The sequence below is a fragment of the Streptomyces capparidis genome (assembly GCF_054782095.1).
Window position 1 is genome coordinate 1 of the sequence record NZ_BAAGTD010000074.1, and the last position, 20,547, is coordinate 20,547.

Annotated in this window: 14 protein-coding genes and 1 pseudogene; 4 read left to right on the top strand and 11 right to left on the bottom strand. The window is 76.0% G+C overall.

The features are described from left to right. The 3 genes and pseudogenes from ACYVO2_RS34670 to ACYVO2_RS34680 all read right to left on the bottom strand — a co-directional run. Positions 1-838 (bottom strand): annotated as a pseudogene (locus tag ACYVO2_RS34670) (hypothetical protein); the annotation flags it as partial. Next, positions 835-2,367, bottom strand: coding sequence for a GT4 family glycosyltransferase PelF (gene pelF, locus ACYVO2_RS34675; protein ID WP_461012082.1), 1,533 nt, complete (start codon positions 2,365-2,367; stop codon positions 835-837). The pseudogene ACYVO2_RS34670 and the gene pelF, both read right to left, overlap by 4 nt. Before the next feature lie 179 nt (positions 2,368-2,546). Next, a complete protein-coding gene (locus ACYVO2_RS34680) occupies positions 2,547-4,565 on the bottom strand; it encodes a hypothetical protein (protein WP_461012083.1) in 2,019 nt (672 codons plus the stop codon). A gap of 736 nt (positions 4,566-5,301) precedes the next feature. Here ACYVO2_RS34680 and ACYVO2_RS34685 point away from each other — a divergent pair. Continuing rightward, positions 5,302-6,261 (top strand): TIGR03557 family F420-dependent LLM class oxidoreductase, encoded by a 960-nt coding sequence (locus ACYVO2_RS34685; RefSeq protein ID WP_461012084.1) that lies wholly within the window; start codon positions 5,302-5,304, stop codon positions 6,259-6,261. Between the two features lie 75 nt (positions 6,262-6,336). Beyond that, a complete protein-coding gene (locus ACYVO2_RS34690; RefSeq protein ID WP_461012085.1) occupies positions 6,337-8,136 on the top strand; it encodes a thiamine pyrophosphate-requiring protein in 1,800 nt (599 codons plus the stop codon). Positions 8,137-8,266: 130 nt separating this feature from the next. On the opposite strand, the gene ACYVO2_RS34695 is transcribed toward ACYVO2_RS34690, so the two are convergent. After that, a complete protein-coding gene (locus tag ACYVO2_RS34695) occupies positions 8,267-8,518 on the bottom strand; it encodes a hypothetical protein (protein ID WP_461012086.1) in 252 nt (83 codons plus the stop codon). A gap of 143 nt (positions 8,519-8,661) precedes the next feature. Between ACYVO2_RS34695 and ACYVO2_RS34700 the strand changes: the two genes are divergently transcribed. Further along, positions 8,662-9,846 carry a zinc-dependent alcohol dehydrogenase gene (locus ACYVO2_RS34700; protein ID WP_461012087.1) on the top strand — a complete coding sequence of 395 codons (1,185 nt, stop codon included), beginning with the start codon at positions 8,662-8,664 and terminating at the stop codon, positions 9,844-9,846. Between the two features lie 103 nt (positions 9,847-9,949). On the opposite strand, the gene ACYVO2_RS34705 is transcribed toward ACYVO2_RS34700, so the two are convergent. Beyond that, complete coding sequence (locus ACYVO2_RS34705) at positions 9,950-11,416, bottom strand: aminotransferase class I/II-fold pyridoxal phosphate-dependent enzyme (protein WP_461012088.1); 1,467 nt, start codon at positions 11,414-11,416, stop codon at positions 9,950-9,952. A gap of 69 nt (positions 11,417-11,485) precedes the next feature. On the opposite strand from ACYVO2_RS34705, the gene ACYVO2_RS34710 reads away from it, so the two are divergent. Further along, positions 11,486-12,505: a helix-turn-helix transcriptional regulator gene (locus ACYVO2_RS34710; RefSeq protein WP_461012089.1), complete on the top strand. Its 1,020-nt coding sequence runs from the start codon at positions 11,486-11,488 to the stop codon at positions 12,503-12,505. On the opposite strand, the gene ACYVO2_RS34715 is transcribed toward ACYVO2_RS34710, so the two are convergent. From ACYVO2_RS34715 to ACYVO2_RS34740, 6 genes are all read right to left on the bottom strand, one after another. Then, entirely contained in the window at positions 12,496-13,425 is a 930-nt protein-coding gene (locus ACYVO2_RS34715) for an SDR family oxidoreductase (protein WP_461012090.1), read from the bottom strand. The two genes, ACYVO2_RS34710 and ACYVO2_RS34715, sit on opposite strands and share 10 nt — an antisense overlap. A 183-nt stretch (positions 13,426-13,608) precedes the next feature. Further along, positions 13,609-15,033, bottom strand: coding sequence for a family 2B encapsulin nanocompartment shell protein (locus tag ACYVO2_RS34720; protein ID WP_461012091.1), 1,425 nt, complete (start codon positions 15,031-15,033; stop codon positions 13,609-13,611). A 306-nt stretch (positions 15,034-15,339) separates the two neighbouring features. After that, positions 15,340-17,409: a restriction endonuclease gene (locus tag ACYVO2_RS34725; protein WP_461012092.1), complete on the bottom strand. Its 2,070-nt coding sequence runs from the start codon at positions 17,407-17,409 to the stop codon at positions 15,340-15,342. A gap of 165 nt (positions 17,410-17,574) precedes the next feature. Further along, complete coding sequence (locus ACYVO2_RS34730) at positions 17,575-18,504, bottom strand: polysaccharide pyruvyl transferase family protein (protein WP_461012093.1); 930 nt, start codon at positions 18,502-18,504, stop codon at positions 17,575-17,577. Continuing rightward, positions 18,501-19,415, bottom strand: coding sequence for a glycosyltransferase family 2 protein (locus ACYVO2_RS34735; protein WP_461012094.1), 915 nt, complete (start codon positions 19,413-19,415; stop codon positions 18,501-18,503). Before ACYVO2_RS34735 ends, ACYVO2_RS34730 begins: the two co-directional genes overlap by 4 nt. A 209-nt stretch (positions 19,416-19,624) precedes the next feature. After that, a complete protein-coding gene (locus ACYVO2_RS34740; RefSeq protein WP_461012095.1) occupies positions 19,625-20,533 on the bottom strand; it encodes a glycosyltransferase family 2 protein in 909 nt (302 codons plus the stop codon). Positions 20,534-20,547: the final 14 nt, after the last annotated feature.

A 20,547-nucleotide genomic window follows, 5' to 3' on the forward strand; every position in this document is an offset into this window, starting at 1 on the left:
CGGCCACGGCCGCCTCGGCGGCGGTGGCGGCCAGCAGCCGGGCGGCGAGCACGGTGGCCGCCGCCCCCTGCCCCGGGCCCGCCGCGAGCAGGACCGCCGTGCCCGCGGCGGTGGGCGCGAGCGCGGCCAGCAGGTGGCGTTCGCGGCCGAGCACCAGCAGGGTGGTGGCCGCGGCCAGGTAGCAGGACAGCCCGGCGACGAACGCCGCCGTCGGCACGGAGCGGGCCACGAGCAGCGCGGGCAGGGCCGCGGCGAGCGCGCCGAGCGGCGCCCCGGCCCGCAGGCAGGCGGCCGCCGCGGCCCGGCCCTCGGTGCCCAGGCGCAGGTGGGCGCGGTGCGCGAGCGCCTGGTTCCACGTCCAGCCGGCGAGCACGCACACGGCGACCGCCGCGGTCGCGGACGGCAGGCCGAGCGGGCCCGGCGGGCCGTGCAGCAGCCGGGCGACCAGCACGTAGGCGAGCCCGGGCAGCGCGTACAGCACCCCGCGCAGCAGGCAGGCCGGCGGGTCCGCGCGCCACGGGTCGGGCGGGAGCGGCGGCTCGGGGAAGCGGCGCGGCACCCGGGCGTGCAGCTCGGCGGCGACCTCGAACAGGCCGGGCCGCCGGTAGCGCTCGGCGATCTGCCGGTCCGTCAGCCCCTCGGACTCCAGGGCGGCGGCTATCTCGTAGGGGTGGACGGCGGCGCCGCACACCTCGGCGAGCCGCTCCGCGAGCTCGTCCAGCGGGTCGGACCCGGCCCACCCCGGCCCGCGGCGCCGCGGCGGGCCGTCCGGCCGGGGCCCGCCGGGCACGGGCTCGCCCGCGCCGTCGCCCGGCACCAGGCGCAGCGGCCCGCTCACCGGGCGCCCTCCGCCGCGCGCAGCTCCCCTTGCCGGGCCGGGCGGGTCCGCCCCCAGCGCCGTCCGTCCGCCAGTTCCAGGTAGATCCCGCGGAAGGTGTCCACGGTGCGCCGCAGCGTGAACTGCTCGATCACCCGCAGCCGCGCCGCCTCCCCGAGCCGGGCCCGCCGCGCGGGGTCGCGCAGCAGGCCGAGGGCGGCCCGGGCCATCGCCTCCGGCTCGCGCGGCGGCACCACCGCCCCGGTGTCGCCCACCGCCTCCCGCACTCCTCCCACGTCGGTGGAGACCGTGGCCCGGCCGCAGGACATCGCCTCGATGAGGGTGAAGGGGAAGCCCTCGCTGACGCTGGAGAGCATCACGACGCTGCCCGCGGCGTAGGCGTCGCGGATGTCCTCCACCCGGCCCTCGAACCGCACCGCGTCCGCGACGCCCAGGTGCGCCGCGAGTGCCTCGCACCGCTCCCGGTAGGCCTCCCCGCCCCGCGGCGTTCCGCCGAACAGGCGCAGGCGCGCCTCGGGCAGCTCCGCGCGGACCCGCGCGAAGGCGCGGATCAGCGTCTCCAGGTCCTTGATGGGGTCGACCCGGCCGGCCCAGGTCAGCGTCGGGGTGTCCGGTTCGGCTCCCGCGGGCGGGAAGGCGGCGGGATCGACGCCGTTGTAGACGGTGCGGATGCGCTCCGGCGGGGTGCCGCCGCGCTCCTCCCACCGCCGGTTGTAGCGGTTGCCCGGGGTGACCAGGTCGGCGCTGCGCCAGCCCTCCTCGGCCAGCAGCCGGTGGAACCCGAGCAGCAGCGCCTTCACCGGCCACCGGTACGGTCCCGTGCGGTGCCCGAGGTAGCGCTCGCGCAGGTACACGCCGTGCTCGGTGAGCAGGAACGGTGTGCCGTGCAGCCGTTTGCCGACCAGGCCGGGCAGCGTGGCCAGGCCGCCGCTGACGGCGTGCGCCACCCCGCGGGCGGGCGGGGCGGCGGCCAGCGGGCGCAGGGCGTGCTCGAGCAGGTCGGTGGCGGTCAGCGCGTCGTGCAGGGTGGGCGAGGCCGCGGCGGCGGGCAGGCCGGGGCGGGTCCACAGCCGGGCCAGGGTGCGCACGGCCGCCTCGGAGCGCAGGGCGGCGGCCAGCGCGCCGCCGGGCGCCCAGGCGGCGAGCCCGTACAGGGCGTCCGGGAAGTCCCGCTCCGCGTCGGGGTCGAGCAGCGCCAGCAGGAAGCGCTCCCACAGGGGCGGGAAGGTCCGCCGCAGTCGGCGCCGCGGGGCGCGCCCGCCCGGCGGCGGCCCCCACAGCGGTATGCGCACGACCTCGCGCACCTGCGGGGGCAGCTCCCAGGCGAGGGGTTCGGCGGTGCCGCCGGTGACCGCGAGGACGCGGAAGGCGAGGTCCGGCATGCCGCGCACCAGTTGGTCGCACCACACGCTGACGCCTCCGTGGCTGTGCGGATAGGTGCCCTCGGTGAGGAGGGTGATCTCCGGGGCGGTCCCGCCCCCCGATGGCAGGGGGCCGGGCCCCCCGGGTCTGTCACGTGTCGCCGCCATGGGTGCCCCCGTTCGTTGCTTCCTCGTGGTGTTCTCGTGGCGCCGCGGCGGCCCGCTCGTCACCGGCGCGCGGTGGCGCGCCCCGGGCGTGCCGGGTGCCGGGCTGCGCCGCGCGCCGTTCCCGCCGTGGCGGGCGGAGGGAGCGGCCGGGGCGTCGCGCCGTCCCCGGCCGCCCGCCCTCACGCCGGGGCGGTGGGCAGCACCAGGGTGACCCTGCCGTCCGCGGGCGGGGGCGCCCAGCCGGAGGCGGCGCCCGCGTAGGGGGTGCCGAACGCGGCGTCCCCGTCCGCGGTGTGCTGCCCGGTGCCGAGCGGCATGGTCGCCGGGACCTGCACACCGTCGGGCACGGTGACGGTCACGGTGCCGCCGACGCGGTACGCGGTCACCCGGCCGTCGCGCAGGGCGTCGCGCCACGCGGCCCGGCGGCCCAGCTCGGCCCCGATGTCCCGCATCCGGAGGTTCACCAGCGGGACGTCGTCGGCGAAGCGGAGGTCGTGGTCGCGCAGGATCCGCTCCAGCACCGGGTAGGCGACGCGTTCCTCGGCGAGGTTCGACTGGTGCACGAAGTGCGGCCTGAGGTCGTTGGAGGTGATGTGCCCCAGGGCGATGCGCGCCTCGAGCGGGACGATGTGCGAGGCGAAGCCGGTCGCCGGGTCCAGCGGGGCGTCCAGGCAGGTGGTGTGGGCGGCGGTCTCGCACAGGCCGCTGCCGCCGTCCGCCCGTCGGGTGTGGATCCAGTTGTACTCGTCCACCAGCTCGCCGACCCTGGCCACGTTGAAGAAGACGTTCATCGGGTGCCGGGGGACGGTTCTGGCCGGTCCCACTCCGCGCTGTTGCGACTCGCGGGAGTTGTCGCCCGCGACCCAGCCGATGCCGGTGTCCGCCAGGGCGGCGGTGAACTCCGGGTTGTCCAGCGGCTGCTGGGGCGGGTGGGCCAGCCCGGAGTGCTCACCGGTGATCAGCTCGTCGTCGGCCTGGTGGAGGCCGAGCGCCGTGCCCCAGTCGCGGTTGCGGGTGATCTCGGCGCGGATCTGCTCGCGGCCGGTCCACCGCACCTGCCCGTCCTCGTCCTTCGCGCAGGTCCACGGGACCACGGTGACGTCCTGCACGCAGCCGAGGAAGGTGTGGCTCCAGGTGTGGTTGACGAACCGGAACCGGGACTGGTCCCGGGCGATGCGCTCGGCGAGGGGATCGGTGCCGCCGTTGTCCTCCTTGTGGTCCTCGCTGCCCCCGCCGTTGTAGGCGAGGTCGAGCGTCAGCCCGTGCCGCCTGCTCCACTCGGCGGCCGCCCAGGCGTCGTCGGCCGTCATGCGGATCGGCGCGGGCCGCGGCGCGCCGCCGTCCCCGGGGCAGTCCGCCGCGCCCGTGGTGCAGTTCCGCTCGGTGTCCCAGCGGGCGTCGGACGCGAACACGTCGTCCACGTGCACGGCGAAGTAGTTGCGGACGAAGCCCAGGTGGGCACCCTCGGTCAGCCATGCCACGATGCCGCGCGCCAGCAGGCGGAACTGGCCCTGGTGCGCGTTGTAGGCGAAGGTGAGCACCAGTTCCCTGCGGCCGTCGTGCGCGTACTCGCCGACCAGCACGCCCCGCTCGGAGCTGCCGGGGATCGGCGCGTCCAGGTAGGTGGTGAACCGGGCGCCGTCGCCCGGCGGCAGGGGGGTGGCGAGGAAGCCGTAGCTCTCCGGCACGTCGGGGGCGAGGTCCTCGAACGGGACCACGGCCTCCAGGTGGCGGAACCACCCGCCGCGGCCCGCCTCGGTGACCCGGGCCGCCGTGCCGTCGAGCGGTCCGGAGTAGCCGGGGGCGAGCGGGTGGTTGAGGCCCACGTCCGGGTTGGCGTAGCTGTACGCGTCCACCTGCCGGATCCCGAACCGCCGCTCGTAGGAGGCGATCGCCGCGAGCTCCGCCGACCCGGCGCCGAACGGGTTCTCGTTCGGGAGCACCACCCCCTGGTACTTCGCCCGGGGCGTCCCGTCGACGGTGTCGGACAGGAAGCCCTCGTCGATGACGGGCCGGTCGGGGTCCGCGGTCGACACGGTGGTGTACGGGATGCCCGTGCTCTCCAGCTCGGCGACGATCGCCGCGACGGTCCCGCTGCCGTCGTCCACGACCAGGATGCGCAGGTCCACGCGGTGGCCCGGGTCGGCCGCCGCCCCGGCCGCGGGCAGCAGCACCGCGGCAAGCGCCACCGCGCACACGGCCGCGCACCACCCTGACAGTGCGCCACGCCCCGGTCTCCGGCGGCCCGTCGCCGCGGCGCGCAGTGCGGCGACGAGCCCGCCCGCGGCCCGTCCGGCCCCCACAAGGATCCCTCGGCCCATCGTGATGTCCACCCCCACGGATGTCGCCCCCGTCCGAACACGCGTACAATTGCTCGCGGCAGCGCCCGACCCGCGCGGTCCGGGTGCGAAGTGCCGCATGCCGCAACACCACATGCCGCGACACCGCATGCCGCGGCCGCTTGCCGAGGCACTGCTCGCCGGAGCAGCGCATGCCGGAGCACTGCATGCCGGAGTGACCGCCCGCGCGCACACGGGCAGCGCTCCCCCCTGCGACCGATCGGCCCCCCGCCGGTCGCCCGCCCAATCCTGGGGCACGTCCGGCGGGATTCGCGGCCCCAATCCGCAAGCTGGCGCAAACACTTGCGACACTTTCCGCCACAATCGGTCACCGCGGCCGCCCGGCCGGTGCCCTTTCCCGTTCTCCCGCCGCACCGGCGCAAGATGTGGCGCGTTCCCGGCCCCGGCGCAAGCCGGAACCGGCCAAGTGCGCCCCCGTGCGCTGGCACTGCCGTCCGCACGCCGCACGGGTGTGCGCGCCGCGGTGGCCGTCGAACGGCGGCGCGCGGCAGGTTTCCGTTCGCGGCGACGGGTTACCCGGGTCGGAAGGAACCCTGTGTCCCGACGAGCCCGCCACCGGGCCGGGAGGAGCGGCATGACCTCGTACGGCTACTTCCTGTCCTGCGAGGAGTTCGGTCCCGCCGAGCTGCTGGAGCAGGCGCGCATGGCCGAGCAGGCGGGCTTCGAGGCGCTGTGGATCTCCGACCACTACCACCCGTGGACCGATGAGCAGGGCAGCAGCCCGTTCGTGTGGTCGGTGATCGGCGGCCTGTCCCAGGTGACGTCGCTGCCCGTGGAGACCGCGGTGACCTGCCCCACCGTCCGCGTCCACCCGGCCGTCGTCGCCCAGGCCGCCGCCACCTGCGGGGTGATGCTGGACGGCCGGTTCCGGCTCGGCGTGGGCTCGGGCGAGGCGCTCAACGAGCATGTGGTCGGCGGTCCGTGGCCGCCCGCCCCGACGCGTCTCGAGATGCTCGAGGAGGCGATCACGGTGATCCGCCGCCTGTTCTCCGGAGAGACCGTCACCCATCACGGCAAGCACTACACGGTGGAGAACGCCAGGCTGCACACGCTGCCCGACGAGCCGGTGCCGGTGGACGTCTCCGCGTTCGGGCCGACCGCGCTCGGCCTGGCCGGGCGGGTCGGCGACGGGCTGATCACGATGGCGCCGGACGCCGACGCGGTGGCCGCATTCCGCAGGGGCGGCGGCGGGGGCAAGCCGGTCCAGGGCGGCCTGAAGGTGTGCTGGGGCCCCGACCGCGCCGAGGCCGTGCGCACCGCCCACCGGCTGTGGCCCAGCGACCACCTGCCGGGCGAGCTCGCCCAGGTGCTGCCCACCACCCAGCACATCGAGCAGGCCTGCGAGCTGGTCACCGAGGAGATGGTGGGCGGCTCGGTGCCCTGCGGCGACGACCCGGAGGAGCACGCGCGGGCGCTGCGGGAGTTCGCCGACGCGGGGTTCGACACCGTCTACGTCCAGCAGCTCGGCCCGGACCAGCAGGGCTTCTTCGACTTCTACCGCACCAAGGTCCTGCCGCAGCTCACCGGCGCCTGACCGGCACCGGTCCGCCCCGGTCGGCCGCGCCCGCGGGGCGCGGTCGGCCCGGAATCGCCAAGGAGCCGACACCCGATGAGCACCAAGGTTTCCGACTACGTCCTGCAACGCCTGCGCGCCTGGGACGTCGGTCACGTCTTCGGCTACCCCGGGGACGGCATCAACGGCCTGCTCGCCGCCTGGGGCCGGGCGGAGGACCACCCGCGGTTCGTGCAGTCCCGGCACGAGGAGATGTCCGCCCTCCAGGCCGTCGGCTACGCCAAGTTCTCCGGCCGGGTGGGCGTGTGCGCGGCCACCTCGGGCCCGGGCGCCATTCACCTGCTCAACGGCCTGTACGACGCGAAGCTCGACCACGTGCCGGTGGTCGCCCTGGTCGGCCAGACCAACCGCAGCGCCCTCGGCGGCTCCTACCAGCAGGAGGTGGACCTGCTCGGCCTGTTCAAGGACGTCGCCTCCGACTACTGCCAGATGGTGACCGTCCCCGAGCAGTTGCCCAACGTGCTGGACCGGGCGATCCGCACCGCCTACGCCCGCCGCGCCCCCACGGCCGTGATCATCCCCGCGGACGTGCAGGAGCTGGAGTACAGCCCGCCGCAGCACGCGTTCAAGATGGTGCCGTCCACCCTGGCCACGGGCCGCTGCGCGCCGGTGCCGCACGAGGACGACCTGCGGCGGGCCGCGGAGATCCTCAACGCCGGGGAGCGGGTGGCGGTCCTGGTCGGCCAGGGCGCGCGGGACGCGGCCGTGGAGGTGCAGCAGGTCGCCGACATCCTCGGCGCCGGGGTCGCCAAGGCGCTGCTCGGCAAGGACGTGCTCCCCGACGACCTGCCGTTCGTCACCGGCGCGATCGGGCTGCTCGGCACCCGGCCCAGCTACGAGCTGATGCGCGACTGCGACACCCTGCTGACCATCGGCTCCAACTTCCCTTACAGCCAGTTCCTGCCGGAGTACGGGCAGGCCCGGGCGGTGCAGATCGAGCTCGACCCGCACATGGCGGGCCTGCGCTACCCCTACGAGTGCGCGCTGATCGGCGACTCGCGGGCCGCCCTGCGGGCGCTGATCCCGCTGCTGCGCCGCAAGGAGGACCGCTCCTGGCACGAGAAGGTGACCGGCGACGTGCGGCGCTGGTGGGAGGTGATGGAGGGCCGCGCCGCGGTGTCCGCCGACCCGATCAACCCCGAGTACGTGGCGCACTGCCTGGACCCGCTGCTGCCGCGGGACGCGATCGTCACCGCGGACTCCGGCTCCACCGCGAACTGGTACGCCCGCCACCTGCGGCTGCGCGCCGGGATGCGCGGGTCGCTCTCGGGCACGCTGGCGACGATGGGCGCCGGGGTGCCGTACGCGATCGGCGCGAAGTTCGCCTGCCCCGACCGCCCGGCGATCGCGCTGGTCGGGGACGGCGCGATGCAGATGAACGGGCTCGCCGAGATGATCACCGCGGCCAAGTACCACCGTGAGTGGACCGATCCCCGGCTGGTCGTGGGGGTGTGGAACAACCACGACCTGAACCAGGTCACCTGGGAGATGCGGGCGATGAGCGGCGCCCCGCAGTTCCTGCCGTCGCAGGCGCTGCCCGACGTGCCGTACGCGGCCTTCGCCCGCTCGATCGGGCTGCACGGGATCCTGGTGGAGAAGCCGGAGGAGGTCGAGCCCGCGTGGCGGGAGGCGCTGTCCGCGGACCGCCCCGTCGTGGTGGAGTTCCTCACCGACCCGGCCGTGCCGCCGATCCCGCCGCACGCCACGCTCGACCAGATCCTCAAGGCGACGGCGGCGGTCGCGCAGGGCGACTCCGACCGGGGCGCGATGGTCAGGCAGGGCGTGAAGGCGAAGGTGCGGGAGATGTTCCCGGGCGGGCGGAAGGACAGGGACTGACGGGCCACCCCGCCCCCAGCCCCCCGCACCCGGCGCGGCGGGCCGGCGGCGGGCATGCGTGGACCGGCCGTACCAGGAGTGTCGCCTACTCCGGTACGGCCGGCGTCGTTGGGCGGGGGTGCCCCGCCCGTCAGTCGGCGGGCTCCTCCGGTGCGGGGGACGCCTCGGTCCCCTCGTCCCGTGCCGCCTCGTCCTGGTCCTGCTCCCTGGCCTGCTCCTCGCCCTCCTCCTCGCGCCGTCCGCCGCTCTCCTCGCGCTGCGACGGCGCCTCGACGTCCCACGGGTCCCGGTCGCCCACCGTCCCGCCGACCTGCTGGTCCGGCAGGTCCCTGGGGACCGCGCCCGCCTGTGCTGCCGGTTCTTCCATGCGCCGCTCCGTCATGCGGCGACGGGTACCCGCGCACGCCCGGCGCATGCCGCCCGCCCGCGCATGAGCCGCCCCTTGTCGGGCACTCGTACAGCACCGCGGAGCCCCGCGGCCACCCGTGGCGCGACCCCACCCGACCGAGCACGGAAGGCGAGCGCATGAAGGCACTGACCTGGCACGGCAAGCGGGACGTCCGCGTGGAGGCGGTGCCCGACCCGGTGCTGAAGGAGCCGACGGACGTGATCGTCCGGGTCACCTCCACCGGCGTCTGCGGTTCCGACCTGCACCTTTACGAGATCCTCGGCCCGTTCCTCGACCCGGGCGACATCCTCGGCCACGAGCCGATGGGCGTGGTGGAGGAGGTCGGCGAGCAGGTCACCGAGGTCAGGCCGGGCGACCGGGTCGTCGTCCCGTTCAACGTCTCCTGCGGCGCCTGCTTCATGTGCGGCCAGGGGCTGCACTCCCAGTGCGAGACCACGCAGGTGCGCGAGCGCGGCATGGGCGGGGCGCTGTTCGGCTACACCAAGCTGTACGGGCAGATGCCCGGCGGGCAGGCGGAGCTGCTGCGGGTGCCGTTCGGCAACACCCTGCCGATCAAGGTGCCGGACGGCCCGCCGGACGAGCGGTTCCTGTACCTGTCGGACGTGCTGCCGACCGCCTGGCAGGCCGTGGAGTACGCGGCGGTCCCGCCCGGCGGCTCGGTGGTGGTGCTGGGCCTGGGCCCGATCGGCGACATGTGCGCACGGGTCGCCAGGCACCGCGGCGCCGAGCGGGTGATCGGGGTGGACCTGGTCACCGAGCGGCTGACGCGCGCCAGGGCCCGGGGCGTGGAGACGGTGGACCTGCGGGAGTACCCGAAGAACCTCACCGACAAGATCCGGGACATGACCGGCGGGCGGGGCCCGGACTGCGTCATCGACGCCGTCGGCATGGAGGCGCACGGCGCGCCCGCGGCCAAGTTCGCCCAGCAGGTCACCGGGCTGCTGCCGGCCGCAGTGGCCGGGCGCCTGATGGAGCGGGCGGGCGTGGACCGGCTGCACGCGCTGTACTCGGCGATCGACATCGTGCGCCGCGGCGGCACGATCTCCCTGGCCGGGGTGTACGGCGGCATGGCCGACCCGATGCCGATGCTGACCCTGTTCGACAAGCAGGTCCAGTTGCGGATGGGGCAGGCCAACGTGTGGCGCTGGGTGCCCGAGATCCTGCCGCTGCTCACGGACGAGGACCCGCTGGGCGTGGACGGGTTCGCCACCCACACCCTGCCGCTCGAGGAGGGCCCGCGGGGCTACGAGCTGTTCCAGGAGAAGCGGGACGGCGCGGTGAAGGTGGTGCTGCGGCCCTGACGGCGTGCGGCTGTCCGGGCCGGACAGCCGGACGCCGGCACACCGCAGGGCCGCACCCGGCGGTGCGGCCCTGCGGCACGTCGGTCCCCGCCGCCGCGCACGGTCAGTCCTCGATCATCACGCGCACGGTCTCCAGGTCGGAGTCGGCGGCGTCCGGGATGTTCATGCCCGCCGCCAGCCCGGAGCGCAGATACCGCAGCACCGGCTCGGTGAGCCGTTCGCCCGGCAGCGCCACGGGGATGCCCGGCGGGTAGGGGGTGAGCATCTCCGCGGCGACCCGCCCGGCCGCCCGGTCCACGGGCACGTCCTCGACCTTGTCGAAGAAGGCGTCCCTGGGCAGGTGCACCAGCTCCATCCTCAGCTCCCGCGGGGAGGGCACCTCCACCGTCGGCACGGGCCGCAGCTCGTCGGCGTGCGCGACCACGTCCCGCAGCGCGTCGAGCAGGATCTCCGCGGTGCCCTCGTCGTCGGCGTGGGTGAACTGGGCGCTGACCCGGCGGTGGTCGCTCAGGTGCAGGTCGATGTGGCGGTGCTCGCGCAGCCAGTCCGCGACGCGGTAGCCGGTGGTGCCCAGGGCGCTCACGTCGACGACCACGGGCAGCGGGTCCAGGTCCGCGGCCCTGCCGGGCCCCACGTACTCGTCGCGGCCGTCCACCCGCAGCCCGTCGATGCCGGCGACGGCTTCCCGCACCCGCGCCGCCAGGTCGAGGGCGCGGCGGAGCAGTTCCTCGCCGCGCAGGGCCATCTGGCGCCGCCAGCCGTCCAGGCCCGCGTAGATGAGCACCGAGGGGCTGGTGGTGCCGAGCAGGTCGGCGCGGGACTGGAGCACCGCCGGGTCGATCAGGTCGCCCTGGAGGTGGAACACCGAGCCCTGCTCCAGGCCGCTGCCCATCTTGTGGATGCTGGTGACGCACACGTCCGCGCCCGCGTTCATCGCCCAGGCGGGCAGGTCGGGGTGGAACGGCAGGTGGGCGCCCCACGCCTCGTCCACGATCAGCGGGCGGGAGCGCCGGTGGCAGCCCTCGGCGATGGCCGCCAGGTCGGCGCAGGTGCCGTAGGGGGTGGGGCTGGTCACCAGGGCGCCGCGGGCGTCGGGGTGCTCGGCCCACGCCTTCTCGAAGGACTCCGCCGACGGCGGGTGGGCGATGTGCCGCTCCGGGTCCCACTGCGGCTCCACCCAGATGGGCCGCACCCCCGACAGGATCAGGCCGGACACCACCGACTTGTGAGCGTCCCGGCCCACCAGCAGCTTCTCGTGCGGCCCGGCCACCGAGAGCATCGCGGCCTTCACCGAAAGGGAGCTGCCGCAGGTGGAGAAGAAGGTGTGGTCGGCGTGCACCGCGTCGGCCATCAGCTCCTGGGCGCGCTCCAGCACCCCGCCGGTGGACAGCCGGTCGTCCAGCCCGCTGGTGGCGAGCACGTCGGAGTAGAACACGGCGTCGCCGAGGACGCGGCGGACCTCCGGGTCCGCGCCGCGGGCCTGCTTGTGGCCGGGCGGGGTGAACCCGGTCTCCTGCCGTTGGTGGTAGCGGATCAGCGCTTCCAGGATCGGGGCTTGTGAGTGGTCCATGTCTGCACGGCTTCCCGGGGTCGGCGGGCGGATGCGCGGCCGTGGGAAGCTGGCCGAGGGAGGTGGGAGATGCGGGCCGCGCGGGTGATCTCGCTGCTGCTGCTGTTGCAGGCGCGGCGGTCGATGACGGCCGCCGAGCTGGCCGCCGAGCTGGAGGTGTCCGAGCGCACCGTGCAGCGGGACGTGCAGGCGCTGGCCGAGGCGGGGGTGCCGGTCTACGCGGAGCGGGGCCGCGCGGGCGGCTACCGGCTGCTGGACGGGTACCGGACCAGGCTGAACGGGCTGCACCGCGACGAGGCGGAGGCGCTGTTCCTGTCCGGGCTGCCGGGGCCGGTGCAGGAGATGGGCCTGGCGGACGCGGCGCTCGCGGCCCGGCTGAAGGCCGCGGTGGCGCTCGGGCCCGCGCTGCGGGACGCGCCCGAGGCGGCGGCGCGGCGCTTCCACCTGGACGCCCCCGCCTGGTTCCGGCGGGTGCGCACCCCGGAGTTGCTGGGCGCGGTGTCGCGGGCGGTGTGGGGCGAGCGTGCGGTGCGGGTGCGCTACCGGCGCGAGGACGCGGCGGTGACCCGGACCCTGGAGCCGTACGGCCTGGTGCTCAAGGCCGGGGTGTGGTACTTGGCGGCGCGGGTGGCGGACGGGGACGGCGGCGGGTCCTCGGCGTACCGGGTGTACCGGGTGGACCGGTTCGAGGCGGTGGAGGCGCTCGAGGAGCCCTTCGACCGGGACCCGGACTTCGACCTGGCGGCGTTCTGGGAGGAGCGCTCGGCGGCGTTCGCCCGGTCGCTGCTGCGGGAGCGGATCACCGTGCGGCTGAGCCCGGAGGGGGCGCGGCTGCTGCCCGCGCTGCTGTCCCCGGAGGCGGGCGAGCAGGCGCGGGGGGCGCTGGCCGCGGCCGGGGAGCCGGACGGGCAGGGGTGGGTGACGGTGACCCTGGCCACGGAGTCGCTGGACGTGGCGCACGACGAGGTGCTGCGGCTCGGGGCGGAGGCCGAGGTGCTCGGGCCGCCGGAGCTGCGGGCCCGCGTCGCCCGGACAGCGCGGCGGCTGTCCGGGCTGTACGAGGCGGACGGCGCCGCGGATCAGCGGTAGCCGGTGGGGTCCGCGGGCCTGCCCGCGTCCTGCACCTCGACCACGTACCGCCAGGCGTCGGGGCGGCTGCCGTCCACGTCGGTGAAGCCGTACACCTGCGCGAGCTGCCCGCTGGAGAGCGAGGCGCCGTTCCAGCGGGACACCTCGGGGTCGGCGGCGAGGGCGGCCACGGCCCGGCCGGTGAAGGCCGGCGTCTCGGAGATGCAGAAGTGCGGCTCCTTCTCCAGCGCGTCGCGCCAGTTGTCCTCGGTGACGCCGTAGTGGTCGAGCATCATCTCCGACCGCAGCCAGCCGGGGGTGAGCGCCACGGCGGTGGCGCCGCGCGGGGCCAGCTCCTTGCCCAGCGCGAAGGCCATGCGCAGCACGGACACCTTCGCCAGGTCGTAGAAGAACGACTCGCGGTACTTCGCCGCGTTGTACTCGGCCGTGCCGTCGGTCATCTCCACGACCAGGCCGCCGGGGTGGCGCAGCAGCAGCGGCAGCGCCCGGTGGCTGGTGACGGCGTGGGTCTCCACGGCGAGCCGGAGCAGCCGCAGCCCCTTGGCGAGGTCCAGCTCGTGCACGGGCCGGTTCCAGGTCTCCACGTAGATCTCCCCGCCGATGTCGTTGACCAGGACGTCCAGTCGCCCGCGCTCCCGGTCGATGCGCTCCACCAGCGCGGTGACCTGCTCGGGGACCAGGTGGTCGCACACCACCGCGATCCCCTCTCCCCCGGCCGCGGTGACCAGCTCGGCGGTCTCCTCGACGGTCTCGGGCCGGTCGTACTCGGACCGGGACGTGGCGGTGGTGCGGCCGGTCACGTAGACCGTCGCCCCCGCCGCGCCGAGTTCGACGGCAACGCCCCGCCCCGTACCACGGGTCCCTCCGGCGACCAGCGCCACCTTCCCCTTCAGCGGCGCGTCGGTCCGCGGTGTCACCATGTGCGTCGTCCTCCTCGTTGCGTGTGCGTTCCGCGTCCGGATCCACGTCCGGACACGGCACCACCCTGGCGCGGAAACCCGACACGGACTGTCGGCTTTCCCGCGGCGCGGGAACCGGCGGGACCGGGTGCGCGCGAGGGGCGCGGAGGGCGGGCACGCGAAGGCGGCGGTGGTCGGGGAAGGTCAGTCGTGATAGGTGGAGATCTGGACGTTCTCCAGGACGCCACACGCGTCGGGAACGAGGATGGCGACGGAATAGTAGGCGCTGACCAGGTAGGAGATGATGGCCTTCTCGTTGATACTCATGAAGCGCACGGAAAGACCTGGCTGATATTCGTCGGGAATTCCGGTCTGGTGCAGTCCGACGACGCCTTGGTCGTCCTCGCCGGTGCGCAGCACGAGAACCGAGCTGGTGCGCTCCTCGGTGATCGGGATCTTGTTGCAGGGCAGCAGCGGGACGCCGCGCCACGCGGGCACCATCGTGCCGTGCAGGTCCACGTGGTCGGGGTACAGGCCGCGGCGGTTGCACTCCCGGCCGAAGGCGGCGATCGTGCGCGGGTGGGCCAGGAAGAAGCGCGAGCCGCGCCGCCGGGACAGCAGCTCGTCCAGGTCGTCGGGGGTGGGCGGGCCGGAGCGCGGCTGGATCCGCTGGGAGTAGTCCGCGTTGTGCAGCAGACCGAACTCCCGGTTGTTGATCATCTCGTGCTCCTGGCGCTCGCGCAGGGCCTCGATGGTGAGCCTGAGCTGCTGTTCGAGCTGGTCCATCGGCTCGTTGTACAGGTCCACCACCCGGCTGTGCACCCGCAGCACGGTCTGCGCGACGCTCAGCTCGTACTCGCGCGGGGACGGCTCGTAGTCCACGAAGGTGCCCGGCAGGTCCACCTCGCCGGAGTGCCCCGAGGCCAGCGCGATGTCGGCCTCGCCGCGCCGGTTCGTCGGCTGCCCGCTGCCGGCGCGGAACCGCTCGACGTGCGCCCGCAGCTCCCCGGAGTTCCCCGCGACGGCCTCGAACTCCTGGCGGGGCAGCTCGAGCAGGGTGCCCGGGGTCTCCGCGCGGGCCGTGAACGGCCAGGTGCCCTCGGCGTCCACCAGGGTGTGCTCGCCGAAGTGGTCGCCGTCGGCCAGCACGTCCAGCAGCGCCTGGTTGCCGTAAGGGCCCTCGCCGAGCCGCCGCACGCGGCCGTGCGCGATCAGGTACACGTGGTCGGCGGGGAGGCCCGCCTCGACGATCACCTCGCCCGCGGCGAAGTCCCGCTGGGTGAAGCGGTCGGCGAGGGCGCCGAGCACCTCCTGGTCGGTGAACTGCCGCAGCACGGCGAGCTCGCGCAGCTCGTCGGGGATGACCCGCACCTGGGAGCCGGTCTGCACGAAGGTGACCCGGCCGTCGCCGACGGTGTAGGTCAGCCGCCGGTTCACCCGGTAGGCCCCGCCGGACGCCTGCACCCACGGCAGCATGCGCAGCAGCCAGCGGGAGGTGATCCCCTGCATCTGGGGGACGGTCTTGGTGGTCGTCGCGAGATTTCGCGCGGCGGCCGTACTGAGGCTCAGACGGGGCTGCTCGCCCTCCGCGGCCTCGTTTCCCTCTCCGGTGGTCGCGTCGACCGGCACGGAAATCCCTCCCTCGATCGGGTGCATATCGCATCCATGGTCCCGGCCCCGATCTCTGCGAACCATTCCCCGATCGAGTGAAGGTCGCAAATTCTCACGACGCGGGGGGAGGCTTTTTTCCGGGGTGATTCGATGAAATCGGGGGAGAATACGCGGGAACACGCGGGATTCGGCGATATTCGGCACAATCGGGCGGAAAGCGCGCCGGAATGTGCGGGGGCCGCCGGCGGCGGCGCGGGGGACGGGCCGGGCGCCGCGTGCGGGGCGGGGCGGGCCCGCCCGTCGAGGCCGGTCCTGCCCGCCGTCTCACGCCACCTCGATGCCGTACTCCTCCACCAGCGCCACCAGCCCGCCGGGGTAGCCCTTGCCGCCCGCCACGAAGCGCCAGTCGTCCTCGCCGCGGCGGCGGAACGAGCCCAGGACCAGCGCCTTCTCCCCGGGGCGGCCGTCGGAGACCTCCAGTTGGTCGAGCTCCCGGCCGGAGGGGTCGGACAGCCGGATGCGGGCGTCCCGGAACCCGGCCAGGTCCGCGTCCGGGTCGGCCTCGGGGTCCACGGCGGCCACCAGCACCAGCCGGTCCGCGGCGCGCGGCAGCCGGTCGAAGCGGACCCACACCGCGGCCCGGTCCCCGCCGGAGCCGGGCATCATCCGCACGGTGCCGTCGGGCGTGGCCGGGTTGTTGAAGAACACGAACTGCTCCTCGGCCAGCACCCGGTTGCCCGTGCACACCAGCGCGCACACGTCCACCGCGACCCGGCCCGACCAGGTCATGCCGAGCACGCTGACGTCCTCGAGCTGGTCCTCGCCCGGGTCGGCCGGGTCCGGCGCGGGGGTGCCGGCGCCGAGGCGGCCGCGCAGCCCGTACCGGTGCAGCAGGTCCACCAGGTCGGCGCCGGAGACCAGGGTGAGCGGCTTGCCGCTCGCGAAGGCGTGGGAGCCGGGGCCGAACCCGGAGGTGGTGATGAGGATGCCCTTGTTGGCGCCCGCGTCCTGCACCGTGCCGTACAGGTCGCGCACGGCCGTCGGGGGCACCGTGTTGCGGTACCTCTTGGCCTGCACGACGATGCGGCCGCCGCGGATCGGGTCGGGGTCCGTGGCGTCCACGTCCACACCGCCGTCGCCGGAGCGCGCGGTGGTGACGGCGCGCATGCCCATGGCCCGGAACAGCTCGGCGATCAGCTCCTCGAACGCCAGCGGGTCCATGGCGAACAGGTCGGGCTCGCCCTCCCCGCCGTGCGCGACCACGGCCCGCCCCACGTCCTCGGGGCGGCGCGGCGGGCGCACCGCCGTGGGCCGGTCGGGGCGGGCGGACAGCTCGCCGCGCAGCGCGTCCGTCAGGCACGCCACCGCCTCCACCCGCTCCAGGTGCAGCTCCCCGTATCCGGCGCGGTCCACCCGCACCGCGGCCACATGGGTCTGCGCGGGGCGGCCGGTGGCCGGGTCGCTGCCGTCCACGAAGCCGCCGACCACCACCGAGGCCAGCGTGCGGTGGACGTCGGCGGAGAACAGCTCCCGCACCACCAGCAGCACGCACTGCGCCAGCACCTCCCGGTACAGCGCCCGGCGCTCGGTGACGGGCCGCGGCACGTCCTTGTCCCGGTCGGCGCTCGGCAGGTACTTCACCGCCGCGGCCGCCGGGACGACGTCGAAGCCGGGCAGCTCCCAGTCCAGGACCAGTTCGCGGGCGCCCGGGTCGAAGGAGGCGCGCACCTGGCGGGGGAAGCCCTCGGGCCAGGCCGCGGAGGAGTACAGGGCGGCGGTGAAGTACTCGACGACGGCCTCGGGCTCGCCCCGCCGCAGCCCGGCGACCAGCTCGGCCACGCCCGCGTTGTGCTCCCTGATCCTGGCCAGCTCCCCGTCCGCCCAGCGCTGGTACTCGCGCCGGTACGCCTCCAGCCTGCGCACCCGCTCGGCCTCCTGGGCCTGGGCGGCGTGCCACGCCTGCTCCCAGGCGGTCTGCGCCTGCCGGCCGCCTCCGATGCCCCAGGTGGACCTGGCCTGGAAGGCGGCCGGGTCCGGCATGGGCACGGGGACGGCCAACTGCCCGGGCGCGAACGGCTCGATCGTCTCGGGCAGGGCGAGCGCGCCGGGGCCGAACGCGGGGGCGGCGCAGCCCGCGGCGAGCAGACCGCGCAGCTCGGCCACCCGCCGCTCGATCTCCTCGGTGCGCCGCAGGGCGTCGGCCTCCCGGTGCTGCCGGTAGGCGGCCTGCTGCTCCCGCCGCGCCCGGGCGGCGGCCCGCTCGGCCTGCCGCTGCTGCCGCTGCGCCTCCCGCGTCCGCTGGGCCTCGGCCCGGCGCGCCGCCTCCTCCTGCCGCTGCCGCTGGCGCTGGATCTCGGCCCAGGTGGATATCAGTCCGTGGGAGCGGCGGCTCATGCGGGCGGGGGCTCCTTCGCGTGGTCCGGTGCCGGGCGTGCGGGCGTGCGGGCGCGACCGGCGGCACGGGGCGGGCGCCGCCGGTGCGGCATCAGGGTGACTTTACTGGTGGAGGGCGACATTCCTGTCCGGACGGCCGCCGCGGGCCGCGGCGGTGAGCGTCCGTCAGGCGGGGGCGCCGAGTTCGGCGAGGAGTGCCGCCAGCAGCGGCGCGGCCGGGGGGCCGGCGGCGAAGGACGCGGCGCGGGCCAGGCCCTCGGCGGAGCGGCACCAGCGCCAGGCCGCCTCCAGGGCCGCCTCGTCGTCCGCGGCCTCGGCGGGCAGCGCGGCGGGCCAGCGCAGCGCGGCGGCCTGCGCGGTGACCTTGGCGCCGCCGGCCACCGGGTCCACGGCGAGCACCGGCACGCCCGCCTCCAGGCCCAGGACCAGGCCGTGCAGCCGGTTCGTCACCACCGCGTCCAGGCGGGCCAGCACGGCGCGCAGTTGTCCCGGGGTGGCGGGCAGGCGCCAGTCGCGGGTGTCGAGGCGGGTGTCCAGGGGGAGGCGGGCGAGGTCCTTGCGGCCCAGCCAGCGGGTCAGGGCGCGGGCGACCTCGGCGTGGCGGCGCCGGCCGCCGTACTCGTGCTGCCCGCCGGTGAGGACGACCCCGGCGACGGGCACGGCGTCCGGGCGCGGGGCGTGCAGGGCCAGGTCGGGCACGGGGTGGGCGGCGGTGCCGTCACGGGGCAGGACGCGGTGGAAGCCGGTGACGGCCGGGTCGGCGGGGGCGGTGACGGTGATGCCGACGGCGACGCGGCGGCAGCGGGCGTAGCGGCGGTGCAGCTCCATCAGCGGGGAGGGCTCGCCGGGCGCGGGCGGCCGGGCGTGCAGCGGGCCGCAGGCGAACACCAGGTGGGTGTAGGCCGCCGGGTCGGCGCCGTCCAGGTGCAGGGCGTCCGGGCGGAAGCCGGGCGACCAGGCGGTGTCGCAGGGGATCCGGGCCCGCTCCAGGGCGGCGGCCACGGCCCGCTGGGCGAGCACGTCGCCCGCGGTGGCCTCGCCGTGCAGGAAGCTGAACCAGCCGGTGAGCAGGACCCGGGTGCCCGGCGCGGTCACCCGACGTACCTGCGGGCGGTGGACGCGCGCTGCGGGGCCTCCAGCAGCTTCAGGGCGCGCTCCACCCGCGGCGGCACCACCTTGCGCTCCCGCAGCACCCAGGGCAGGCCGGCGGCGGCCTCGGCGAAGGCCAGCGCGGAGGTGGCGTCCCTGGGCACGGTGGCGGCCAGGTGGGCGGTGCGGCGCAGCGCGGCGGGCAGGGGGCGGCGCAGCCAGGTGAACCACAGGGTGTTGCGGATGCCGTGGCGGCGGCGCAGGGAGGGGTCGCGGGCGGCGGAGGGGCGGTGGTGCACGGTCAGCTCGGGCGCGTGCACCAGCCACCATCCGGCGGCGGCGAGGTCGGCGGCGAGCAGCTCCTCCTCGCCGCCGAGCCACAGCCGCGGCGAGAAGCCGCCCGCGGCGCGGAACGGGGCCAGGCGCAGCAGGCTGGCCCCGGCCAGGAACGAGCCGAGGGCGGGCCCGGGCAGCCCGTGGGGCGCGGGCACCGGGGAGTCGCGCAGTTCGGCGACGATCGGGTCCTCGACGGGCGCGGCGCCGGGGCGGTCCGGGTCGTGGACGACGATGCGCGCGGTGAGGCAGGCGACCTTGGCGTGGGCGTCCAGCAGGTCGGCGGCGCGCGCCAGGGAGCCGGGCTCCCACCAGGTGTCGTCGTCGCAGAACGCCAGGTAGGGGGTGGTGACGTCGCGGGCGGCGAGGTTGCGGCCCAGGGCGCCGAGGTTGCGGCCCGGGGTGAGCAGCCGCATCCGCGGGTGGTGGGCGCGCACGGCGGCGACGGTGCCGTCGGTGGACCCGTTGTCCACCACGATCACCCGCGGCTCCTCGGGCAGCGCGGCGAGGCGGCCGAGGGTGTGCAGCAGTTCCTCGCGGCGGTTGTGGGTGATGACGGCGACGGTGACACGCGACTCGGGCACGGATGTGGCTCCCTTCGTCGGCGGGGGTCCGGGGGCGGGGGTCCGGGGGCGGGGGTCCGGGGGCGGGGGTCCGGGGGCGGGGGTCCGGGGGGCGCGGCCCCCTGGCCCGCGGGGCAACGGGGTCCGGGGCAGTCCCGACAGGGGGCCGGAGGGCGGCCGAGCGTCGTCCCCGGCCCGACCGCGGCCCCCGGCCTCCGCGGGACGGCTCCTCACCCCCCGTCCAGCGCCCGCAGGTCCCGCTCCAGCCAGTCCGGCACCGTCCGGCGGTGCCGGACCGCCGTGGGCAGCAGCGGCACCGCCTCGCGCAGCGCGCGGCGGGCCTCGCCCGAGGCGGGGCAGGCGGCGGCGAGCCGGGCGGTGGCGGCGGCGGCCCGCGGCCAGGGGCGGCGCAGCCACGCGGTCAGCAGCTCGTTGCGGCGCATCCGCGCGGCGCGGCCGGGGCGGGGTCCCGGGTCGGGGTGGTGGTGGGCGGTGACGCCGGGGCAGTGCGCCACGCCCCAGCCGCGGGCGGCCAGGTCCAGGGCGAGCAGGGTCTCCTCGCCGCCGAGGTGCAGCAGCGGGTGGAAGCCCCCGGCCTCCAGGAACGCGCTGCGGCGCACGATGCCGGCGCAGGCCAGGAAGCCGAGGACGGAGGGCCCCGGCAGGTCGGGGGCGGTGCCGAGCGGGGAGTCGGCGAGCACCTCGTTGAGGGGGTCGGGGGCCTGGTCGGGGCCGACGCGGGTGGCCGCGGCGATCAGGCCGAGCCGGGGGTGGGCGGCGAACAGCTCCGCGGCCCGGGCCAGCGCCCCGGGCTGCCACCAGGAGTCGTCGTCGCTGAAGGCCACATAGGGGGTGCGCAGGGCCCGGACGCCGCGGTTGCGGGCGGCGGCGCCCTCGTTGCGGGGCAGCAGGATCATCCGCACCTCGGGGTGGGCGGTGCGCACGGCGTGGGCGCTGCCGTCGGTGGAGGCGTTGTCGACCACGACGACGGGGGGCCGCTCGGGCAGCGCGGCCAGGCGGTCCAGGGTGTGCAGCAGGCGCTCGCCGCGGTTGCGGGTGATCACGACGACCCCGACGGGGTCCGGGGCGGCGGGGGCGGGGCCGGGCGGCGCGGGGCGGGGGGCGCGGTCGGTGGTCATGGGCTCTCTCCATG

Coding starts and splice junctions, on each gene's coding strand:
- ACYVO2_RS34710 (WP_461012089.1), top strand. CDS start 11,486: ATGCGGGCCGCGCGGGTGATCTCGCTGCTGCTGCTGTTGCAGGCGCGG.
- ACYVO2_RS34685 (WP_461012084.1), top strand. CDS start 5,302: ATGACCTCGTACGGCTACTTCCTGTCCTGCGAGGAGTTCGGTCCCGCC.
- ACYVO2_RS34705 (WP_461012088.1), bottom strand. CDS start 11,416: ATGGACCACTCACAAGCCCCGATCCTGGAAGCGCTGATCCGCTACCAC.
- ACYVO2_RS34695 (WP_461012086.1), bottom strand. CDS start 8,518: ATGACGGAGCGGCGCATGGAAGAACCGGCAGCACAGGCGGGCGCGGTC.
- ACYVO2_RS34690 (WP_461012085.1), top strand. CDS start 6,337: ATGAGCACCAAGGTTTCCGACTACGTCCTGCAACGCCTGCGCGCCTGG.
- ACYVO2_RS34725 (WP_461012092.1), bottom strand. CDS start 17,409: ATGAGCCGCCGCTCCCACGGACTGATATCCACCTGGGCCGAGATCCAG.
- ACYVO2_RS34715 (WP_461012090.1), bottom strand. CDS start 13,425: ATGGTGACACCGCGGACCGACGCGCCGCTGAAGGGGAAGGTGGCGCTG.
- ACYVO2_RS34700 (WP_461012087.1), top strand. CDS start 8,662: ATGAAGGCACTGACCTGGCACGGCAAGCGGGACGTCCGCGTGGAGGCG.
- ACYVO2_RS34740 (WP_461012095.1), bottom strand. CDS start 20,533: ATGACCACCGACCGCGCCCCCCGCCCCGCGCCGCCCGGCCCCGCCCCC.
- pelF (WP_461012082.1), bottom strand. CDS start 2,367: ATGGCGGCGACACGTGACAGACCCGGGGGGCCCGGCCCCCTGCCATCG.